Origin of the sequence: Bacteroides cellulosilyticus, assembly GCF_020091405.1 — a bacterium.
GTDB lineage: Bacteria > Bacteroidota > Bacteroidia > Bacteroidales > Bacteroidaceae > Bacteroides.
In genome coordinates, this window is the sequence record NZ_CP081903.1 from 3,310,800 (window position 1) to 3,329,129 (window position 18,330).

Annotated in this window: 16 protein-coding genes and 2 tRNA genes; 5 read left to right on the plus strand and 13 right to left on the minus strand. The window is 43.3% G+C overall.

All coding sequences use genetic code 11. From position 1 onward, the window contains the following. Positions 1-5 precede the first annotated feature (5 nt). From K6V21_RS12000 to K6V21_RS12015, 4 genes are all read right to left on the minus strand, one after another. Positions 6-78, minus strand: a tRNA-Gly gene (locus K6V21_RS12000). Between the two features lie 8 nt (positions 79-86). Then, a tRNA-Tyr gene (locus K6V21_RS12005) sits at positions 87-169 on the minus strand. Between the two features lie 73 nt (positions 170-242). After that, entirely contained in the window at positions 243-737 is a 495-nt protein-coding gene (ribH, locus tag K6V21_RS12010) for a 6,7-dimethyl-8-ribityllumazine synthase (protein WP_217714088.1), read from the minus strand. Positions 738-875: 138 nt separating this feature from the next. Next, the gene (locus K6V21_RS12015) at positions 876-1,559 is read right to left on the minus strand and encodes a tetratricopeptide repeat protein (protein ID WP_044262115.1); all 684 of its coding nucleotides are present in this window, start codon (positions 1,557-1,559) and stop codon (positions 876-878) included. A 297-nt stretch (positions 1,560-1,856) separates the two neighbouring features. Here K6V21_RS12015 and recF point away from each other — a divergent pair, with 297 nt between their 5' ends. Both recF and K6V21_RS12025 read left to right on the plus strand, forming a co-directional pair. Next, complete coding sequence (gene recF, locus K6V21_RS12020; protein WP_022208806.1) at positions 1,857-2,969, plus strand: DNA replication/repair protein RecF; 1,113 nt, start codon at positions 1,857-1,859, stop codon at positions 2,967-2,969. Further along, on the plus strand, positions 2,966-3,256 hold the full coding sequence (locus tag K6V21_RS12025; protein WP_007212658.1) for a DciA family protein: 291 nt from the start codon (positions 2,966-2,968) through the stop codon (positions 3,254-3,256). Before recF ends, K6V21_RS12025 begins: the two co-directional genes overlap by 4 nt. Before the next feature lie 3 nt (positions 3,257-3,259). Here K6V21_RS12025 and K6V21_RS12030 read toward each other — a convergent pair whose 3' ends face one another. The 7 genes from K6V21_RS12030 to gap form a co-directional block, all read right to left on the minus strand. Continuing rightward, entirely contained in the window at positions 3,260-4,051 is a 792-nt protein-coding gene (locus K6V21_RS12030) for a histidinol-phosphatase (RefSeq protein WP_224321916.1), read from the minus strand. Continuing rightward, on the minus strand, positions 4,048-4,554 hold the full coding sequence (locus K6V21_RS12035; RefSeq protein WP_240795334.1) for a 5-formyltetrahydrofolate cyclo-ligase: 507 nt from the start codon (positions 4,552-4,554) through the stop codon (positions 4,048-4,050). The genes K6V21_RS12030 and K6V21_RS12035 overlap by 4 nt, the downstream gene beginning before the upstream one ends. Next, on the minus strand, positions 4,496-6,238 hold the full coding sequence (locus tag K6V21_RS12040) for a S41 family peptidase (RefSeq protein WP_044262110.1): 1,743 nt from the start codon (positions 6,236-6,238) through the stop codon (positions 4,496-4,498). The genes K6V21_RS12035 and K6V21_RS12040 overlap by 59 nt, the downstream gene beginning before the upstream one ends. A gap of 85 nt (positions 6,239-6,323) precedes the next feature. Then, positions 6,324-6,785 (minus strand): dCMP deaminase family protein, encoded by a 462-nt coding sequence (locus tag K6V21_RS12045; RefSeq protein WP_217714084.1) that lies wholly within the window; start codon positions 6,783-6,785, stop codon positions 6,324-6,326. A 4-nt stretch (positions 6,786-6,789) separates the two neighbouring features. Next, positions 6,790-7,311 (minus strand): DUF4847 family protein, encoded by a 522-nt coding sequence (locus K6V21_RS12050; protein WP_224321917.1) that lies wholly within the window; start codon positions 7,309-7,311, stop codon positions 6,790-6,792. Further along, positions 7,308-9,365, minus strand: a complete 2,058-nt coding sequence (locus K6V21_RS12055; protein ID WP_224321918.1) for a M3 family metallopeptidase — start codon at positions 9,363-9,365, stop codon at positions 7,308-7,310. Before K6V21_RS12055 ends, K6V21_RS12050 begins: the two co-directional genes overlap by 4 nt. A 183-nt stretch (positions 9,366-9,548) precedes the next feature. Then, positions 9,549-10,559 (minus strand): type I glyceraldehyde-3-phosphate dehydrogenase, encoded by a 1,011-nt coding sequence (gap, locus tag K6V21_RS12060; RefSeq protein ID WP_007215415.1) that lies wholly within the window; start codon positions 10,557-10,559, stop codon positions 9,549-9,551. Between the two features lie 139 nt (positions 10,560-10,698). Between gap and mscL the strand changes: the two genes are divergently transcribed. The 3 genes from mscL (at position 10,699) to K6V21_RS12075 (ending at position 13,540) form a co-directional block, all read left to right on the plus strand. Further along, positions 10,699-11,136 (plus strand): large-conductance mechanosensitive channel protein MscL, encoded by a 438-nt coding sequence (gene mscL, locus K6V21_RS12065; protein ID WP_007215416.1) that lies wholly within the window; start codon positions 10,699-10,701, stop codon positions 11,134-11,136. Positions 11,137-11,529: 393 nt separating this feature from the next. Then, the gene (gene guaA, locus K6V21_RS12070) at positions 11,530-13,083 is read left to right on the plus strand and encodes a glutamine-hydrolyzing GMP synthase (RefSeq protein WP_217714081.1); all 1,554 of its coding nucleotides are present in this window, start codon (positions 11,530-11,532) and stop codon (positions 13,081-13,083) included. 232 nt (positions 13,084-13,315) lie between these two features. Then, entirely contained in the window at positions 13,316-13,540 is a 225-nt protein-coding gene (locus K6V21_RS12075) for a type II toxin-antitoxin system YafQ family toxin (protein WP_291534612.1), read from the plus strand. Between the two features lie 68 nt (positions 13,541-13,608). On the opposite strand, the gene K6V21_RS12080 is transcribed toward K6V21_RS12075, so the two are convergent. Continuing rightward, a complete protein-coding gene (locus K6V21_RS12080; protein ID WP_224321919.1) occupies positions 13,609-17,919 on the minus strand; it encodes a hybrid sensor histidine kinase/response regulator transcription factor in 4,311 nt (1,436 codons plus the stop codon). 76 nt (positions 17,920-17,995) lie between these two features. Continuing rightward, entirely contained in the window at positions 17,996-18,310 is a 315-nt protein-coding gene (rhaM, locus tag K6V21_RS12085; RefSeq protein WP_217714078.1) for an L-rhamnose mutarotase, read from the minus strand. Positions 18,311-18,330: the final 20 nt, after the last annotated feature.

The window sequence follows — 18,330 nt, forward strand, 5'->3', positions numbered from 1 at the left end:
CTAAGAGCGGAAGACGGGGCTCAAACCCGCGACCCTCAGCTTGGAAGGCTAATGCTCTATCAACTGAGCTACTTCCGCAATTTTTGTGGGCAAAGATGGATTCGAACCACCGAAGTCGAAAGACAGCAGATTTACAGTCTGCCCCATTTGGCCACTCTGGTATTTGCCCTTTTGCACTTTGAAATCTATCTCAATTCTCTCATTGAGTAGCTTTGTTTCTCAATTGCGGTGCAAAGATACGACTATTTTTGTAAACTCCAAGCGAAATCGATCATTTTTATTGCAGTAATTGCACATTCGTCACCTTTGTTACCCAGTTTGCCACCGGCGCGGTCCTCGGCTTGCTCCATCGTATTGGTGGTAATTAATCCGTAAATCACTGGTACGTTGCCAGTTGCGTTTAGTTGGGCGATTCCGTTGGTGCTTCCCATACAAACATAGTCAAAATGTGGAGTATCTCCTCTAACTACGCAACCAATTGCAATAACTGCATCCACATTACTATATTCAATGAATTGGTTGGCGCCAAAAATTAATTCAAAGCTACCCGGAACTGTTTTCACCAAAATGTTTTCGTCTCTGACACCATGTTTTTTTAAAGTATTCATTGCACCCTCTAAAAGTTTTCCGGTGATATTGAAGTTCCACTCAGAAACAACAATGCCGAACTTCATTTCTTTAGCATCAGGAACAGAATTGAAGTCGTAGTCTGAAAGGTTATGATAAGCTGTTGCCATAGTTATTCTAAAATTGATAATTAAAAATAAAAGGGGGGATAAAAAAAGAAACGGATTACACGGATTTCACGGTTGTTTCTTTTTTATCCGTGTAAAATCTGTGTAACCCGTGTCTGATATACTATATAATAAGGTATATTACTTCTTCAGCAGTTTGGCTTGCTCGATGTACTTATCGATATCCATTGACTGGTAAGAACGGAAATATTTGTCCTTAATCTTGGTATATGCTTTGATAGCGTCGTCATACTTGCCTTGCTTAACGAGGATTTCTCCGGCTTGTTGCAAGTAGATAGGACTGAGTGAATTGTTATCAGCTTCGTCAGCAGCGCTCAGCAACATTGAAGCAGCTTTGTCTAGCTGGCCTAATTGTGCGTAGCAGTTACCCATTGCACCTTTCATTGCAGGAGCTATCATCTGGTCTTTTCCGCTGAAGCTATCCAGTGCTTTCACAGCAGCTTCGTATTGTCCCAGGTGGGCGTAGCAGATACCCATATATGCTTTTGCCAGGTTGGCAGCTTTGGTTCCACTGTATTCGTCAGCAATTTTAGCGAAACCTACGAATCCGATACTGTCGCCATTCAATGCCTGTTCGTAAAGGTCGGCCTCAAAGTATTCCTGTCCTTTGAACAATGCAGCCTGTGCCTTTTCTTCGCGTGGTTCAGCATAAAGGTTCTTGTACATTACTATACCGGCTACGATAATGATTACTGCTACTACAGCGCCGATAATTGCTTTTTTGTTTTTAATGAGAAATGCCTCCGATTGTGATAATGCTTCTTCCACATTCAGGGCTTCGTTAGCTTTCTTTTGTTCTGCCATTTTATATATTCTTTTTGTTATTATTCTTATTTAGCCATTTCGACCCGCAAAAGTAACTTTTTTATAGGTATCAACGAAATTTAGCGGCATCTTTTTTTCTTTTACACTTGAAAACCCGAAATTCTTCCTACTTTTTAATAAGCTAAGCTTCACCTCCGCATTAAAAATAAGCATGCTTATTTTGTACTGCATTCGGTTTAGATAAATCTCTCACATTCGGAAAAAAGAATGAATTCTCTTTTCGCTCACTAAATCGAGATTTTGCATTATCTTTGTAACTGAATTTACTGCTGTAATATGATACTGAAACGTATATCCATACTTAATTATAAGAATCTGGAACAAGTAGAGCTCTCATTCTCACCCAAGTTGAACTGTTTTTTCGGACAGAACGGCATGGGGAAAACGAATTTGCTCGATGCCATTTATTTCCTTTCGTTTTGTAAGAGTTCGGGCAATCCTATCGACTCGCAAAACATCCGCCATGATCAGGAATTCTTTGTCATTCAAGGTTTCTATGAAGCTCCCGACGGTACGCCGGAAGAGATCTATTGCGGTATGAAGCGCAGGCAAAAGAAACAATTCAAGCGGAATAAAAAGGAATATACCCGCTTGTCCGATCATATCGGATTCTTGCCTCTGGTCATGGTTTCTCCTGCCGACTCAGAATTGATTGCCGGAGGCAGTGACGAGCGTCGGCGCTTTATGGATGTCGTAATTTCGCAGTATGATAAAGAGTATCTGGAAGCTCTGATACGCTATAATAAAGCGTTGGCTCAACGAAATACGTTGTTGAAAAGTGAAGTCCCGGTAGAAGAAGAGTTGTTTCTCATTTGGGAAGAGATGATGGCACAGGCCGGTGAGATTGTTTTCCGCAAGCGGGAGGCTTTTATCAGTGAATTCATTCCTATTTTCCAGTCATTTTATTCTTTTATCTCACAAGATAAGGAGCAGGTAGGGCTGACTTATGATTCGCATGCCCGTGACGCATCCCTGTTAGATGTAATAAAAGCAAGTCGTGTGCGTGACCAGATTATGGGATACTCTCTGCATGGCATTCACAAAGATGAACTGAATATGCTTCTGGGTGATTTTCCTATCAAGCGGGAAGGTTCGCAGGGGCAAAACAAAACCTATCTTGTTGCCCTGAAATTGGCTCAGTTTGATTTCCTGAAAAGGACCGGCACCACAGTACCTTTGCTTCTGCTGGATGATATCTTCGATAAACTGGATGCCTCCCGCGTAGAGCAGATCATCAAGTTGGTAGCCGGTGATAACTTTGGGCAGATATTCATAACAGACACGAACCGGGAACATCTGGATCGCATTCTTCATAAGGTAGGCAGCGATTACAAAATGTTTCAGGTAGATCAAGGAGTCATAACAGAACGGGAGGAGGATGAAGCATGAAGCGTAACGATGCCGAACAAATAGGTAAACTGATACGTACTTTCCTTCGGCAGGAGAGTCTGGAGTCGCCACTCAATGAGCAGCGGCTCATCAACTCATGGGCAGAAATTCTTGGCCCCACTATTGCCTCTTATACCCGCGAACTCTATATCCGCAATCAGATTTTATATGTTCATCTGACCTCTGCCGCTCTGCGCCAGGAGCTGATGATGGGGCGTGACTTGCTGGTACGTAACCTGAACCGTCATGTAGGTGCGCAGGTAATCACGAATATCATATTCAGATAGGGATTAGTGGTTAGTTATCAGTGATAAACTATCCACTCTCTGTATCTTCAATGCTTTCAATTCTTCTATGGCACGATTGTAATAAACAGGCGTTTCCAAGTCTTTATTGTTATGCGCATCCAGCCCGATGATGGCAGTACAACCTTCATTGGCGGCAATGTGCCAGAAGTCCGGGCAGGGATAAGTCTGCAAATTGTGCGCCTCATTATAAGCTACATAACCGATATTATATTCCAGCGGAATATGGAGGCGTGCGGCTGTGCGGCAGATATGGCGGCTGATTAACTTACAATGACGGTCGAACTGAGGATATGAGCGCATGAATAAATCCGGGTGAGCCAGACAGCAGAATAAACCACTCTCCATTCCCTCGATGGCACTCTCTTCATAGAGTTCCAGCATATCGAGGTTCTCGGTATGATGCCCGAAGTAAGGGAACTTCTCATCTGTATGGTAATGGTGATTGCCGAACAGGATATAATCCAGTTGATACTCTTTGATTTTCTCCTTCAGCCAATGGGTATAGGCGGGAAAATACTCGCATTCCAATCCGATTTTGATACTGATCTGATCCTGGTATTTCTCGCGGAGCGAGCGCAGACTTTCTACGTATCCGGGTAATTCTTCGGGGAGCATACGCATGTCAGCCACATAATCGGTGTGATACTTCCACGGAGTGTGGTCTGAAAATCCCAGTTCCTGATAGCCGCCTTTGATGGCGCTGAGCACGTAGTCTTCGTCACTACCCGTAGCGTGCATGCAACGGGTAGTATGAGTGTGATAATTTGTTTTCATTGAATTGTTATAATCGTATCCATGCGGATGTCGAATGGCTCCGCAGGCACTTCTTCCACTAATTGAAAAGGAAAACAGATGCCGGCTTTGAAAGCCGTGAGGCGGGGGAGCAGTCGGTCATAATAACCTTTGCCTCTACCTAGACGGTTACCTGCATGATCGAAAGCTACGCCGGGAACGGCGACAAAGTCGATAGCTGCATAGTCGGTGAAGAGTTCTCCGGTAGGTTCTTCAATACCATAACTTCCTGTTGCCAGATCTTCGGGACCGGTATAGACACGCAATTCCAGATCGTCACCTACGACAACCGGAAGCAATATCCGTTTTTCACGGCTCCACTTCCGGACAAATTCATGCGTATCGACTTCGTCCTTCAGTGAATAATAGAGCAGGACGATATGTGCCGCCCTGAAAGCCGGGTGGGCTTCCAGGGCGGCAAGTATTTCAGCAGACTGGGATTGATGCGTAGTGGTAAGCCCGTGCCGGGTCTTTAACAATGCCATACGCTTCCGCAGTTCTTTTTTTCTTTCCTTCATCTTTCGTTTCTTCTTTCACAACATCTTCCGGAGCCTTGGGAAACGCTTCGCCGTTCTCCAGAATTTCCAATGCCTTTTGTACGGTAGGATCGCCCTGGTTGATATACCTTATATAAGGCTCCCTGCCTAGTATATTATAGATAATGTTTCCATAAAGGTTTCTTTCCATCAGCTTGTAGGACTTGTGAATAAGAATATTGCGTCTCTTCACTCCCTTGCTGTCTGCAAAACGGATAAACTGTTCTACGATACCTTGCTGGCGAAGATATTTCAGCATGTCTTCTTCATTTTCGAACTCATTCAGTTTAGCCCGGTTGCGGTCGGAATACTGGAAGCTGAACTGTAAAGTCAGTCCTTTATTGAGCACTTCAATCAGATAAGAAGAGGTTCCAGTAGTATCCTGCGGTACGAATACATCCGGCATAATACCACCACCACCGTAAACGGGACGTCCCAAACGGGTGGAGTAGCGCAAATTCTCGTCCAGCTTGATGCTATCCTTAGAGAAGAATTCACCATGCTCGTAGCGGGTCAGCCAATCCATTTCGTACTTGGCATCCTTACCGTTCTTATACGGACGTTGTATGCAACGGCCGGATGGAGTATAGTAACGGGCGATTGTCAGGCGGATAGCAGAGCCATCGCTGAAATCAATCGGTTGTTGTACCAATCCTTTTCCGAAGGAACGGCGTCCTACGATTGTACCACGGTCATTATCCTGAATGGCTCCTGCAAAAATCTCACTGGCGGATGCCGAACTTTCATTGGTCAGCACAACCAAAGGCATCTTCTGGCAACTGCCTGTTCCGTTGGCATAATCTTCCATACGGGGGTATTTGCGTCCCTGGGCATAGACGATGAGTTGTCCTTCCGGCAGGAATTCATTCACCATACGCACGGCAGCCTCCATGTAACCACCGGTGTTGTCGCGCAAGTCGATAATGATTCCCTTACAATTCTGATGACTGAGTTGAGCAATAGCATTCAGCAGTTCTACATGAGTGGTACGTCCGAACTTACTGATTTGAATGTATCCATAATCATTGCTGAGCATATAAGCTGCATCAATTGTATTCTGTGGAATATCACCGCGGGTGATGACAAAGTCCAGCAAATCCTTTTCTGTGGCACGTTTGACACCCAATTTCACCTTGGTTCCTTTCGGGCCTTTCAAAGTGCGCATGGCTTTCTCATTGGTCAGCTTTATTCCGGCGAACAAGCTATCGTCTACCATAACGATGCGGTCGCCTGCCATCAGTCCTACTTTCTCGGACGGACCACCTTGAATGACACTGTTCACATGAATCGTATCATCCTGGATGGTGAATTGAATACCGATACCGCTAAAGCTGCCTTCCAACTCTGAATTAACTTCCTCCAGATTCTGGGCAGGAATGTAAGTAGAGTGGGGGTCTAACTCAGCCAATATCTGTGGCATTGCTTTTTCCACAAGGTCCGTCATGTTGACGGTGTCTACATACTGGTCTTCAACAACCCGCAGCAAAGCATTCAGCTTGTTGGACGAGCCATTAATAATGCCCAGCGTATTTCCGGCGAAATGCCTGGCATAAAATGTTCCGATCAGAATTCCCATTACCACGCTGATTGCAATGACGAGCGGGGTAAAGCGGGAAGAGTTTTTTGTACTCATATCTTTTAGTTGTTAGCTACGAGCTACAAGCTACGAGTGGTGGCTGGTGGTTCGTAGATTTTAGTTTATTGTTTGTTTAAGGTTTTCATTCACTACTTGTAGCCTGTAGCTCGTCACTTGTAGCTACATATACTACCTCGATACCTGCACGCTTCAAAAGTTCGATACCGTCTTCCAAACGATATTTTTCGGAGTAAACCACTCGTTTAATACCTGCCTGGATAATCAGTTTTGAACATTCGATGCATGGCGAAGCGGTGACATACATAGTGGCACCGTCGCTGCTATTGTTAGAGCGTGCTATCTTCGTGATTGCATTCGCCTCGGCATGCAACACGTAAGGTTTGGTAACGTTATTATCGTCTTCACATACATTTTCAAAACCGGCAGGCGTTCCGTTATACCCGTCAGAAATGATCATTTTATCTTTGACGATGAGTGCACCTACCTGACGGCGTTTACAATATGAATTTTCCGCCCAGATACTTGCCATACGTATATAACGCTTGTCCAGCGCTTCTTGTTTTTCTTTAGCAGAACCTTCCATAGTCTTAATTACCTGAATTACGTTGTGGAGCGAAAGAGATGAACTTTACAGTCTGTCCCTCTTTGTAATAAATATATAGATTCTTATTATCTCCTCCATATTTGAATGCACTCTTTAGTCCGTCCATAAAGGCCTTACCTAAATACTTATCCCCATCGGTGCCTCCTCCATTTTTTATGGTAATCTTTAATTCCCGATTATCCCCATTTGCACTCCAGTCACCATTGACAGAGGCACTGGTGGCTTTCCCGCTAAAAGTTCCGATTGCTACATCGTTTACGTTAGCACCTTCAAACACTAAAGTGTAATTATCTCCTGTAATCGTCTTAAAACTTTTTTCTCTGGCATCTTGATCGTTTTGCCAGAAGTCGTACATTTTGTTTTGTCCTTCCACTGCAATGTAAGTCATGTACCAGGTTTTTCCGGTGAAGATGTCGATGACATCGTCTTCCTGCTCACAAGCGCTCAATACGGGTATGAAGAGAGCGGCTAACAGTAGCTGTATATAGGTCTTCATCTTTTTCATTTCTTTATTCCATTTCTGATTAATAATGCATCAATAGTTGGTTCTTGTCCGCGAAAGCGTTTGTATAGTGTCATCGGGTGTTCTGTTCCTCCTTTGGAAAGAATGTTTTCCCTGAAGGAAGCGGCTACTTCCGGATTGAAGATTCCTTTTTGTTTAAACAGTGAGAAAGCATCCGCATCCAGAACTTCCGCCCATTTATAGCTGTAATATCCGGCAGAATAACCTCCGGCAAAGATATGCGAGAACTGTGTACTCATACAGGCATCTTCTACCATAGGAAGAATCTGTGCTTTCTTCCATGCTTCTTTTTCATAAACCTTCACGTCGCCATCAAATGGGGTAGTACGGGTGTACCATGCCATATCCAGTAATCCAAAGCTAACTTGACGCAGGCAGGCATAAGCGGCATCGAAATTAGAAGAATCTACAATGCGCTGTACCAATTCGTCCGGGATGAGTTCTCCGGTCTGATAATGTCTGGCAAATGTGTGAAGGAACTCCTTTTCAATAGCGAAGTTCTCCATGAATTGAGAGGGGAGTTCCACAAAGTCCCAATATACATTTGTACCGCTCAGGTTTTCATAGGTGGAATTCGCGAACATACCATGCAGACTATGCCCAAATTCATGCAGGAATGTCTCCAGTTCACCAAATGTCAGTAAGGCGGGTTTGTCTTTTGTCGGCTTGGTGAAGTTCATCACGATAGATATGTGCGGACGACTGTTTTCACCGGTTGCCTCGTCAATCCATTGCTCTTTATAAGAAGTCATCCATGCACCTGCGCGTTTACCCTCTCTGGGATGGAAGTCTGTATAGAGCACGGACAGGAATTTACCATCTTTGTCAAATACCTCATATGCATCCACATCCTTATGGTATACCGGGATATCGCTGTTTTTCTTGAAAGTAATGCCATACAAGCGGGTGGCCAGACCGAATACACCTTCTTTTACCTTGCTCAGTTCAAAATAGGGACGGAGCATTTCATCATCTATCTGGAACTTCTGGTCTTTCAGTTTATGGGAATAATAAGACCAGTCCCAAGGCATCACTGTGAAGTCACTGCCTTCCATTTGGCGTGCCAAAGCCTCTACCTCTGCATATTCTTGCTTGGCGGTGGGAGTGTAGGCATCGAGTAGCTGATCCAGCAGTTTATATACATTGCCGCTGTTTTCTGCCATTCGCTCTTTTAGGTTATATTCAGCAAAACTGCTGTATCCCAAAAGTTGCGCAATAGCCAGGCGGGTATTAACAAGCTTCTTTACAATCTCCAGATTGTTGGTTTCATTGTCATGGGTACATTTGGTATTATATGCCATATAAAGCTTACAACGCAAATCGCGGTTACTGGCATACGTCATAAACGGGCTATAACTGGGGGCCTGCAAGGTGAATACCCATCCTTCCACGCCTTTTTCTTTGGCAGTTTCTGCGGCTGCATCAATGGCGCTTTGCGGCAGGCCGGCAAGTTGTGCAGGGTCTGTCAGTACCAGTTTATAGTCGTTGGTTTCTTTCAGGTTGTTTTCTCCGAATTGCAGGGTCAGTAAGCTAAGTTCTTTGCTCAGAGCACGGTATTGCTCTTTGGCTTCTCCTTCGAGATTAGCTCCACTACGAACAAAGCTATTGTACACCTTCTCCAGCAGCTTGTTTTGCTCGGGAGTAAGATTAGCCTGGTCTTTCTGGTCATACACTGCCTTAATGCGTGCAAATAACTTCTCATTCAGAGTGATGTTATTGCCATGTTCGCTCAGCAACGGCATGATGGATTTTGCCAGTTCCTGCATGTCATCGTTGGTTTCCGCACTCAGCAGATTGCCGAATACAGTGCTGACTTGGTTCAACAGTTCGCCGGACTTTTCATAAGCAGCGATCGTGTTGGCGAATGTAGCCGCTTCCGGATTATTGGTGATAGCATCAATCTCCGCATTGTGACGGTTGATACCTTCACGAATAGCGGGTTCATAATGTTCGGTCTTTATCTTTTCAAACGGGATAGTACCGTGAGGCGTAGAATACTTTTCAAAAAAAGGGTTTTGAGCCTGTATTATATTCATAAAGCAGAGTAATGTTAGCGTTAGTTTTAATTTTATCATACTTACTTAGGTTCGGTAAAAATAATCTAACCGCAAAAGTGCAAAAAAAATAGCTGATTTAATGAATAACCCGTTGTATTTTAACAAAAAACAGGCAACCTCGTCGAGATTGCCTGTTTTAAATATTATTTTGTACTCTGCTTATTAGTTGTTAACTGAAGCCATGTGAGCGATCAGGTCAAGAACCTTGTTAGAGTAACCGATTTCGTTGTCATACCAAGATACAACTTTTACGAAAGTATCAGTCAAAGCGATACCAGCTTTTGCATCGAAGATAGAAGTACGAGCGTCACCCAAGAAGTCAGAAGAAACTACTGCATCTTCAGTGTAACCCAGGATACCCTTCAATTCGCCTTCTGAAGCTTCTTTCATAGCAGCACAGATTTCAGCGTAAGTAGCCGGTTTAGCCAAGTTAACTGTCAAGTCAACTACAGATACGTCCAAAGTCGGAACACGCATAGACATACCAGTCAGTTTGCCGTTCAAAGCAGGGATTACTTTACCTACAGCCTTAGCAGCACCAGTAGAAGACGGGATGATGTTGCCAGAAGCAGCACGACCACCTCTCCAGTCTTTCATAGAAGGACCGTCAACTGTTTTCTGAGTAGCAGTTGTAGAGTGAACTGTAGTCATCAAACCATCCAAGATACCGAACTTGTCGTTCAATACTTTAGCGATAGGAGCCAAACAGTTAGTAGTACAAGAAGCGTTAGATACGAATTGAGTACCTTTCACGTATGTTTTTTCGTTTACACCGCAAACGAACATCGGGGTGTCATCTTTAGAAGGAGCAGACATTACTACATATTTTGCACCAGCTTCGATGTGAGCTTGAGCTTTGTCTTTGCTCAGGAACAAACCAGTAGATTCAACTACGTATTCTGCACCTACAGCATCCCATTTCAAGTCAGCCGGGTTTCTTTCTGCAGTGATGCGGATAGCCTGGCCGTTAACGATCAGCTTGCTGTTTTCAACATCTGCTTCGATAGAGCCGTTAAACTGACCGTGCATAGTGTCATACTTCAGCATGTAAGCCAAGTAATCTACCGGGCAAAGGTCGTTAATACCAACGATTTGAATATCGTTTCTTTCCATTGCAGCGCGGAATACGAAACGTCCGATACGTCCGAATCCATTAATACCTACTTTAATCATTTTGTTTAAACTTTTAAGGGTTTTATAATATTTGTTCAAATATCTCTCTTCTCTTGCGCATTTATTTCTGAAATGCGGTGCAAAAGTAAGAAAATGTTTTTATATTCGCACTTAATTTTATAATTAAATAATGGAAGTGATGGGAAAAAGTTCATTTTTACAAGATTTTAAATCATTTGCCATGAAAGGCAATGTGATAGACATGGCTGTCGGTGTAATCATCGGTGGCGCGTTTGGTAAAATTGTGTCCTCTGTTGTGGCAGATATTATTATGCCGCCTCTCGGTTTACTGGTGGGAGGTGTGAACTTTACAGACTTGAAGTGGGTGATGAAACCTGCTGAAGTTGTGGACGGTAAAGAGATTGCCGCCGTAACCTTGAATTATGGAAATTTCTTGCAAGTGACGTTTGACTTTCTCATTATTGCTTTTTCTATTTTCCTGTTCATCAAGTTGCTGACCAGGCTGACGGCTAAGAAGGAGGCGGAAGTTCCCGCAGCACCTCCTGCTCCTCCCGCACCTAGCAAAGAAGAGGTCTTGCTGACGGAAATCAGGGATATCTTGAAAGAAAAACGATAAAAAGAACAAAAAATAATCCTCAACGTACCCGGTCCGTGTCTGGCCCGTACCTGGTCCGTATCCGGTCTAAGCGCTTAGGTACGGAGCAAATACGGACCTGATACGGTTCGGGTTATAAGCAGTAGGGAAAACGGAACAATTCATTCCCTGTCAACAAGGAGTTAACTTCCTGTCGACAAGAAGTTAACTCTTTGTTGACAGGAAGTTAACTCCTTGTAATGTATTGATTATCAGTGATCATTCTTTTGAATGATTTTACTTATTCCATGTGACTTTTTGTCTTCCAAATAGGTTAATTATATCATAAATATAGATTTTTCGGCTATTATTCCTGTTTTTCGCTTGGTTTTTTCTACTTTTGCGGAACATTTTAATTAAATCCATACAGATTATATGCAAGAAAAGATTGTCATTCTTGATTTTGGTTCGCAGACTACGCAGCTTATAGCCCGTCGTGTCCGTGAATTGAATACGTATTGCGAAATTTTACCTTATAATAAGTTCCCGGAGGGGGATGAGAGTGTAAAGGGGGTTATTCTTTCGGGAAGCCCGTTCTCTGTATACGATGAAAGTGCATTTAAGGCTGATCTGAGTGAAATTCGTGGAAAGTATCCTATTTTGGGTATCTGCTACGGTGCGCAGTTTATCGCTTATACCAATGGCGGTAGGGTGGAGCCTGCCGGAAGTCGTGAGTACGGACGTGCACACTTGAGCTCTTTTGACAAAGACAATGTGCTGTTCAAAGGCGTGAAGGAAAATACACAGGTGTGGATGAGCCACGGAGATACAATTACGGTTATCCCTTCCAATTTCAAAAAAATAGCTTCGACGGATAAGGTGGCGATTGCTGCTTATCAGATAGAGAACGAAAAGGTGTGGGGCGTACAGTTCCATCCGGAAGTATTTCATAGCGAAGATGGCACGCAGATGCTGAAGAACTTCGTGGTGGATGTTTGCGGTTGCAAACAGGACTGGAGTGCCGCTTCCTTTATTGAAACGACGGTTGCCGAATTGAAGGAACAGTTGGGTGACGATAAGGTAGTTCTCGGTTTGAGCGGTGGTGTGGATTCTTCCGTAGCTGCTGTATTGCTGAACCGCGCTATCGGTAAGAATCTGACTTGTATCTTCGTAGATCACGGTATGCTCCGTAAGAATGAGTTCAAGAATGTACTGCACGATTATGAATGTCTCGGTCTGAATGTTATCGGCGTGGATGCCAGTGCCAAGTTCTTTGCAGAACTGGCAGGTGTAACGGAGCCTGAGGAAAAGCGTAAGATTATAGGCAAGGGTTTTATCGAAGTATTTGATGAGGAGGCCCATAAGATTAAAGATGTGAAATGGCTGGCACAGGGTACGATCTATCCTGATTGTATCGAGTCCCTTTCTATTACCGGTACGGTTATTAAGAGTCATCATAATGTAGGTGGTTTACCTGAAAAGATGCACCTGAAACTTTGTGAGCCGCTTCGCTTGTTGTTCAAAGATGAGGTTCGCCGTGTAGGTCGCGGATTGGGTATGCCTGAACATCTGATTACTCGTCATCCTTTCCCTGGACCCGGTTTGGCTGTGCGCATTTTGGGTGATATTACTCCGGAGAAAGTAGCTATTTTGCAAAATGCGGATGATATCTTTATTCAGGGCTTGCGTGACTGGAAAGTGAAAGAAGCTGATGGCAGCGAAACTTCTCTTTATCATCAGGTTTGGCAGGCGGGCGTTATCTTGCTTCCCGTGCAGTCAGTTGGTGTGATGGGAGATGAACGTACGTATGAACGTGCCATTGCGCTGCGCGCTGTGACTTCTACGGATGCTATGACGGCAGACTGGGCACATTTGCCTTACGAATTCCTGGGCAAGGTTTCCAATGATATTATTAATAAGGTGAAAGGGGTGAACCGGGTAACCTATGATATTTCGTCAAAACCGCCTGCAACGATAGAGTGGGAATAGGATTATTCTTTTTAAGAGTGTATATAAATAGCCTCAACTGTATAAAGTTGGGGCTATTTTTAATCTATGTTTATAATTTAATGTTCTGAAAAGGAAGTTGAATAAGCATCTTTTTTCTTGCAGATGTTATATAAGTGTTATACATTTGTGATACATAATATAACAAATGTAAGATATATGGAGGCAGCGATAGATAGAAAACAAACAGCGTTTCGGCTCAGTACGGATTTGCTTGACCGTCAATTCTCGAAAAATGCAAAAACTATACGAACTATTGAATTTGCTTATTAAAGATATAGAAATACCCGAAACATTTCTGCCGCATAAGCTTATAGGACAGTATAAAGGTTGTATGGAATGTCATATTGAGGGAGGCTTTTTACTAATATGGATTGACGAAGATCGTAATTATATAGACGTAATCAGGTTGGGAAGTCATTCTGAATTGTTTGAATAGTGATGTATGCTATTATAAAGAAAAGCCCGGGATTGAAAACTTCCCGGGTCTTTTTTTCTATGATTATCTTATTCGAACGTCTCTTCTTCTTTATCATCATTTTCCTTTTCTTCCGGATCATTCTTACCGCGTAAATATACAGATGGGGATACTCCGAACTGTTTCTTGAAGCATTTACTAAAATAGAATGGGTCTTCGATACCTATCTTGTAAGATACCTCTGCCACTGTATAACGATTTTCAAGTAAAAGTTCGGCAGCTTTCTTCATGCGGATGATACGCATGTATTCATTGGGGGAATAGCCGGTTATTCCACGTACCTTGCGATAGAAGGTTGAACGCCCCAGTCCCATTACTGAAGCAAGGTCATCTACGGCGAATTCACTGTTACTAATCTGTTCTTCCAGAATAGCCTGAAGCTTATCGGCAAATTGTTTGTCTTTCTCTGACGTACAGATAGCAGGAGTAATCATTCCCGGATCATCCGAGAATTTCTTCCGTAACTTTTCACGTTGCTTTATCAGTTGGAATGCTCTTGCCAGCAATAGCTTGGGACTGAATGGTTTGGTGATATATGCATCCGCTCCGCTTTCTACGCCTTTCAGATGATTTTCCGCTGAGCTCATAGCTGTCAATAATATAATAGGTATATGACTGGTATCGAAATCATTTTTAAGTTTGCGGGTGACTTCAAATCCCGTAAGTCCCGGCATCAATACGTCGCAGATGATGAGATCAGCATCGTAAGTACGTGCGCGTTCCAAGCCTGAAAGTCCGTCCGCTTCAGTTACCACCTCAAAATAAGGCTTGAACTCTTCTTTCAGGAACTCACGTACATCGTTGTCATCCTCGATGATCAACAGTTTGTACTGATTTGAAGGAGTTTTTTCCTCTGCAATATCTACGTCCGGAATGTTTTCCTCTTCATAGCTTTCCTGCCGATATGCCTTTTCTTCCAGAAAGGCATCGTGAGGAATCAGGAAGTCTTTCTCTTCATATACACTGGTGTCGGTGGGGAGTGAAACCGTGAAAACAGATCCTCCCCCCTGATTCTCATCATAAGTAATGCTGCCTTTATGAACATTTACCAGTTCGTGTGTCAGGTGCAATCCAATGCCGGTGCTGTTACTTGAGAAGTTGCTTTGCATGAAACGTTTGAACAGTTCTCCCCGTTTCTCTTTGGCAATGCCGATTCCTGTGTCTGCTACGGAAATTTCCAGACATTTCTTATACTCGTCCACTATGGCTGAAAGTGTGACTTTACCATTGCTTGGAGTATATTTAAAAGCATTGGACAATAAATTATAAACCACCTTGTCCAGATTTCCTTTGTCGATAAACATTTTATAGGAAGCTACTGAAGGTTGGAAACGGAAATCCATGTTTTTAGATGCCGCTGTGTCCTTGAAACTTAAAAAGATCTCATGCAGGAAGCCCATGACATCTGTTTCTTCCAAAGAAAGGGCCAATTTGTTGTTTTGCATTTTTCTGAATTCCAATAACTGATTAATCAGACGCAACATACGCTGTGTACTTTTATTCATGACTTTCAGTGAATTGGTCATTTCCTTGGGAACTTTATCTATACTTTGTATTTTTTCCAGCGCTCCTTGTATTAAGGTCAGGGGAGTACGGAATTCATGTGAGATATTCGTAAAGAATACAAGCTTATATTCCGTCAGTTGCTTTTCTACCTGCACTTTATTACGCAAAAGATTGAAATCACGCACCAACTTGTAGGTGATGTAAAGCGCAACTATAAACAATAGGGTATAAATGAGGAATGCCCAGGATGTCTGCCAGAAGGGAGGAGCTATTGTAATTCTCAGAACGGCCTCCTGATCGCCTGAGATGCCGGTAGCATTGCAGACTTTTACATGCAGACTGTACTTACCCGGTGGTAGGTTTTTGTAAGACGCAAAGCTGAGCGGAGAGGGCTTACTCCATTCTTTATCATAATTCTCTAAACGATAAGTATAGGTATAACTGTTTATTTTCGAATAATCGAATGTCGTGAAATCTATTACGAATGATCTTTGAAAATACTTCAATTCTATCTCATCTGTGTACATCATGGCGCTGCTTAACGGTGAATCAGTATCTCCCGGGCGCATAGATATTCCATTGACTTGCAGATTAGTGAAAGTAACCACCGGATTGAGAGCAAAATTAATTCCTGTTTGTCCGGGATTGATTACCAGTAATCCGTAGTTGGTACCGAATAGTAAACTGCCATCTTTACTGACGCATGAACTATTGTCGCTATATACATCCCCCAGTGTATAAGCCGAGGAGAAGAAGTTTTCGAAAGCCTGCGTTTCAGGAGTGAAGCGTGAAATTCCATATTCGGTTGCAATCCACAGTTTACCTTGCCTGTCTTCTGCAATGGCCTGAACCATGTTGTTTACCAATCCATTGTTGGTATCATAATGTTTGAATTCCAAATTCTTATAGCCACTATCCGGGGTACACATGCTTAAGCCGCCGCCTGATGTACCGATCCATATCCGGCCTTTAGTGTCCTGATAGATACATTTTATCTCATTGCTGAGTAGTTTCCCATTATTGTAATTGTAGGTCAGGTAGTTCGTGGCATTAGCTATCAGAGAGTCCGGATGAAACACGGATACCCCGTCACTGTTTCCTATCCACATCCATCCGTTTTTATCTTCCATGATGGCGCGTGTTCGTCGCTGTCCGAAACTTTTGTTCAGAAAATGCCGGAAGGTATATCCGTTTTCACCTTTGACGGCTAAATCCAGTCCGCCTCCGAAAGTTCCTATCCACATTCTCCCTTTCCGGTCGCAGTATAAGATGAAGATATTATTATTACTGATGGATGAAGCATTCCCGGATTGGTTGGTATACCATTTATCACCAATGCGAAGCCCTTCGCCACGACTTCCCATCCATACGGTTCCTTCATTATCTTCGGCTATCGCATATATATTGGAGTTGAAATGAAGTTTCTTTTTCTGTGTCTTCATTTGCGGATCATAGACTATGACTCCTCCGCCCCGGGTACCAATGCAAATATCATCATTTTTTAACCGGGTAATCATACGTACGGTGTTTGAACGGTCTGACAAAGAGACTGCCTCCGGAAAAATGCGCTTTATTCCTTCATTTAAAATCGTCAGGCGCGCTATTCCGGCATATTCGGAACTAACCCAGATAGTACCTGAACTATCTTCCATGAGATATTGCAGATAATTGGAACTGATATGGCTGAAGCCGTCAATCTGAAAGTCGAAATGTTGGAGCTCTTCTGTAAGGGTATCGTAGGCAAACAGTCCGTTGCCATAGGTGGATATCCAGATGATGCCTCGGGAATCGTGTACTACGTGATAGCGTTCCATATCCACGTAGTTTAATTTGTCGGGAGTGGAGAGTTGAAGAGTCTTGAGGGCGCGGGTCTTCGAGTTGACATACCATACCTTACCGGTATTGTTATAGATCCAGAAGTTACCGAGATTGTCCGTCAGGACATTTCCGTTTTTAATGTCCAGTTCTGCCTGACGGTGGACTCGGTTTGTTTTCGTATTGAACAGGTATCCTCCGTTCGAAGTGAATATAACCCAATCATCTTGCAGACAAAGCGTGCCGTATATGGTCAGGGCGCTTTTCTCTTTTTGTAAATGGGCAACTGTTACGCTTGGCTTGTTTTCTTCTTTTTTAGAGATGATACCGTTTGTTGACAGGAAAAAGACATCTTTTCCGAAAGATTGTGCGGCAAAAGTATTGCGCTTTTCAACCAGAATAGTCTTATCACCGGTTACCTGCACTACGCCACAATCGGTACCTATCCAGATATTTCCCTGCTCATCCGGGTATACATAAGCGACACTGTCTGAGGGGAGATTGCCTAAAGATTTTCTAAAACTGACGGAAGAAAATGCTCCGTTTTGATAAGTCACCCGTCGGCAGCCGTTTCTGCTGTTCCATAGCCATACGTCACCATTGGCGGCTTCTGCCTTGCGGTCGTAGTTTTGTCTGTATTCGCCACAGCCGGTGAAATCTACGAAACAATCTTTTCTTAGATCGTAGCAATTGAAGAATTCTCCGGAAGTTTCTATCCATAGGAAACCATTCTTATCTTCGCTGATGGTTCTGGCGTGATTGGTCGACAGGGAGATCCGGTTGTTACCGGATTCGCTTTCCGGGAGGAAAGTGACAAATGAATTGCCATCGTAGCGGCTGAGACCATTCAGGGTTCCCATCCAGATAAATCCTTTGCTATCCTGGAATATGTAACAGATGGAATTGTTGGCCAGTCCGTCTGTGGTTGTCATGTGCGTGGAGCGCACTTCGATGGATGCAGAAGTACTAAGGAGGCTAACTAGCAAAGATACACACGTAAGCAAGATGTGCTTTTTCATGTTTCATAGATTTTAGTGCGAAACAAAAATACGGAAAAAGTGCATTGTAACAGACTATCAATGCACTTTTGTTTTTTTAATCCATGTGGAATACTTCAGGCAGGGGTATGGTTACCGGAGAATTGTCGGGATTCACCTTCATGATGTCTGCCATATAGTCCCACCATTTTTGTACAATAGGGTTGGCACCCATATCTTGCGAGGATTCTTCGCCTTTCGTTTTCTGGCAGGCAAAGAGGATATTGGTTTCTTTGTCCCAGTAGATGGAGTAATCATATACTCCACCGTCGGACAACATCTTTTTCAATTCCGGCCAGATGGCCGCATGTCTTTTTTCATATTCCTTTTCGTAGCCGGATTTCAGGAACATTTTGAATGCTTCTCTTTTCATGGTAACTTTGATTTATAGTG

What these genes read in the sequence shown, in the direction of transcription:
- guaA (WP_217714081.1), top strand. Translation starts at nt 11,530, where the DNA reads ATGCAAGAAAAGATTGTCATTCTTGATTTTGGTTCGCAGACTACGCAG.
- K6V21_RS12025 (WP_007212658.1), top strand. Translation starts at nt 2,966, where the DNA reads ATGAAGCGTAACGATGCCGAACAAATAGGTAAACTGATACGTACTTTC.
- K6V21_RS12045 (WP_217714084.1), bottom strand. Translation starts at nt 6,785, where the DNA reads ATGGAAGGTTCTGCTAAAGAAAAACAAGAAGCGCTGGACAAGCGTTAT.
- K6V21_RS12030 (WP_224321916.1), bottom strand. Translation starts at nt 4,051, where the DNA reads ATGAAAACAAATTATCACACTCATACTACCCGTTGCATGCACGCTACG.
- K6V21_RS12035 (WP_240795334.1), bottom strand. Translation starts at nt 4,554, where the DNA reads ATGGCATTGTTAAAGACCCGGCACGGGCTTACCACTACGCATCAATCC.
- K6V21_RS12080 (WP_224321919.1), bottom strand. Translation starts at nt 17,919, where the DNA reads ATGAAAAAGCACATCTTGCTTACGTGTGTATCTTTGCTAGTTAGCCTC.
- K6V21_RS12050 (WP_224321917.1), bottom strand. Translation starts at nt 7,311, where the DNA reads ATGAAAAAGATGAAGACCTATATACAGCTACTGTTAGCCGCTCTCTTC.
- recF (WP_022208806.1), top strand. Translation starts at nt 1,857, where the DNA reads ATGATACTGAAACGTATATCCATACTTAATTATAAGAATCTGGAACAA.
- K6V21_RS12040 (WP_044262110.1), bottom strand. Translation starts at nt 6,238, where the DNA reads ATGAGTACAAAAAACTCTTCCCGCTTTACCCCGCTCGTCATTGCAATC.
- mscL (WP_007215416.1), top strand. Translation starts at nt 10,699, where the DNA reads ATGGGAAAAAGTTCATTTTTACAAGATTTTAAATCATTTGCCATGAAA.
- rhaM (WP_217714078.1), bottom strand. Translation starts at nt 18,310, where the DNA reads ATGAAAAGAGAAGCATTCAAAATGTTCCTGAAATCCGGCTACGAAAAG.
- ribH (WP_217714088.1), bottom strand. Translation starts at nt 737, where the DNA reads ATGGCAACAGCTTATCATAACCTTTCAGACTACGACTTCAATTCTGTT.
- K6V21_RS12015 (WP_044262115.1), bottom strand. Translation starts at nt 1,559, where the DNA reads ATGGCAGAACAAAAGAAAGCTAACGAAGCCCTGAATGTGGAAGAAGCA.
- K6V21_RS12055 (WP_224321918.1), bottom strand. Translation starts at nt 9,365, where the DNA reads ATGAATATAATACAGGCTCAAAACCCTTTTTTTGAAAAGTATTCTACG.
- gap (WP_007215415.1), bottom strand. Translation starts at nt 10,559, where the DNA reads ATGATTAAAGTAGGTATTAATGGATTCGGACGTATCGGACGTTTCGTA.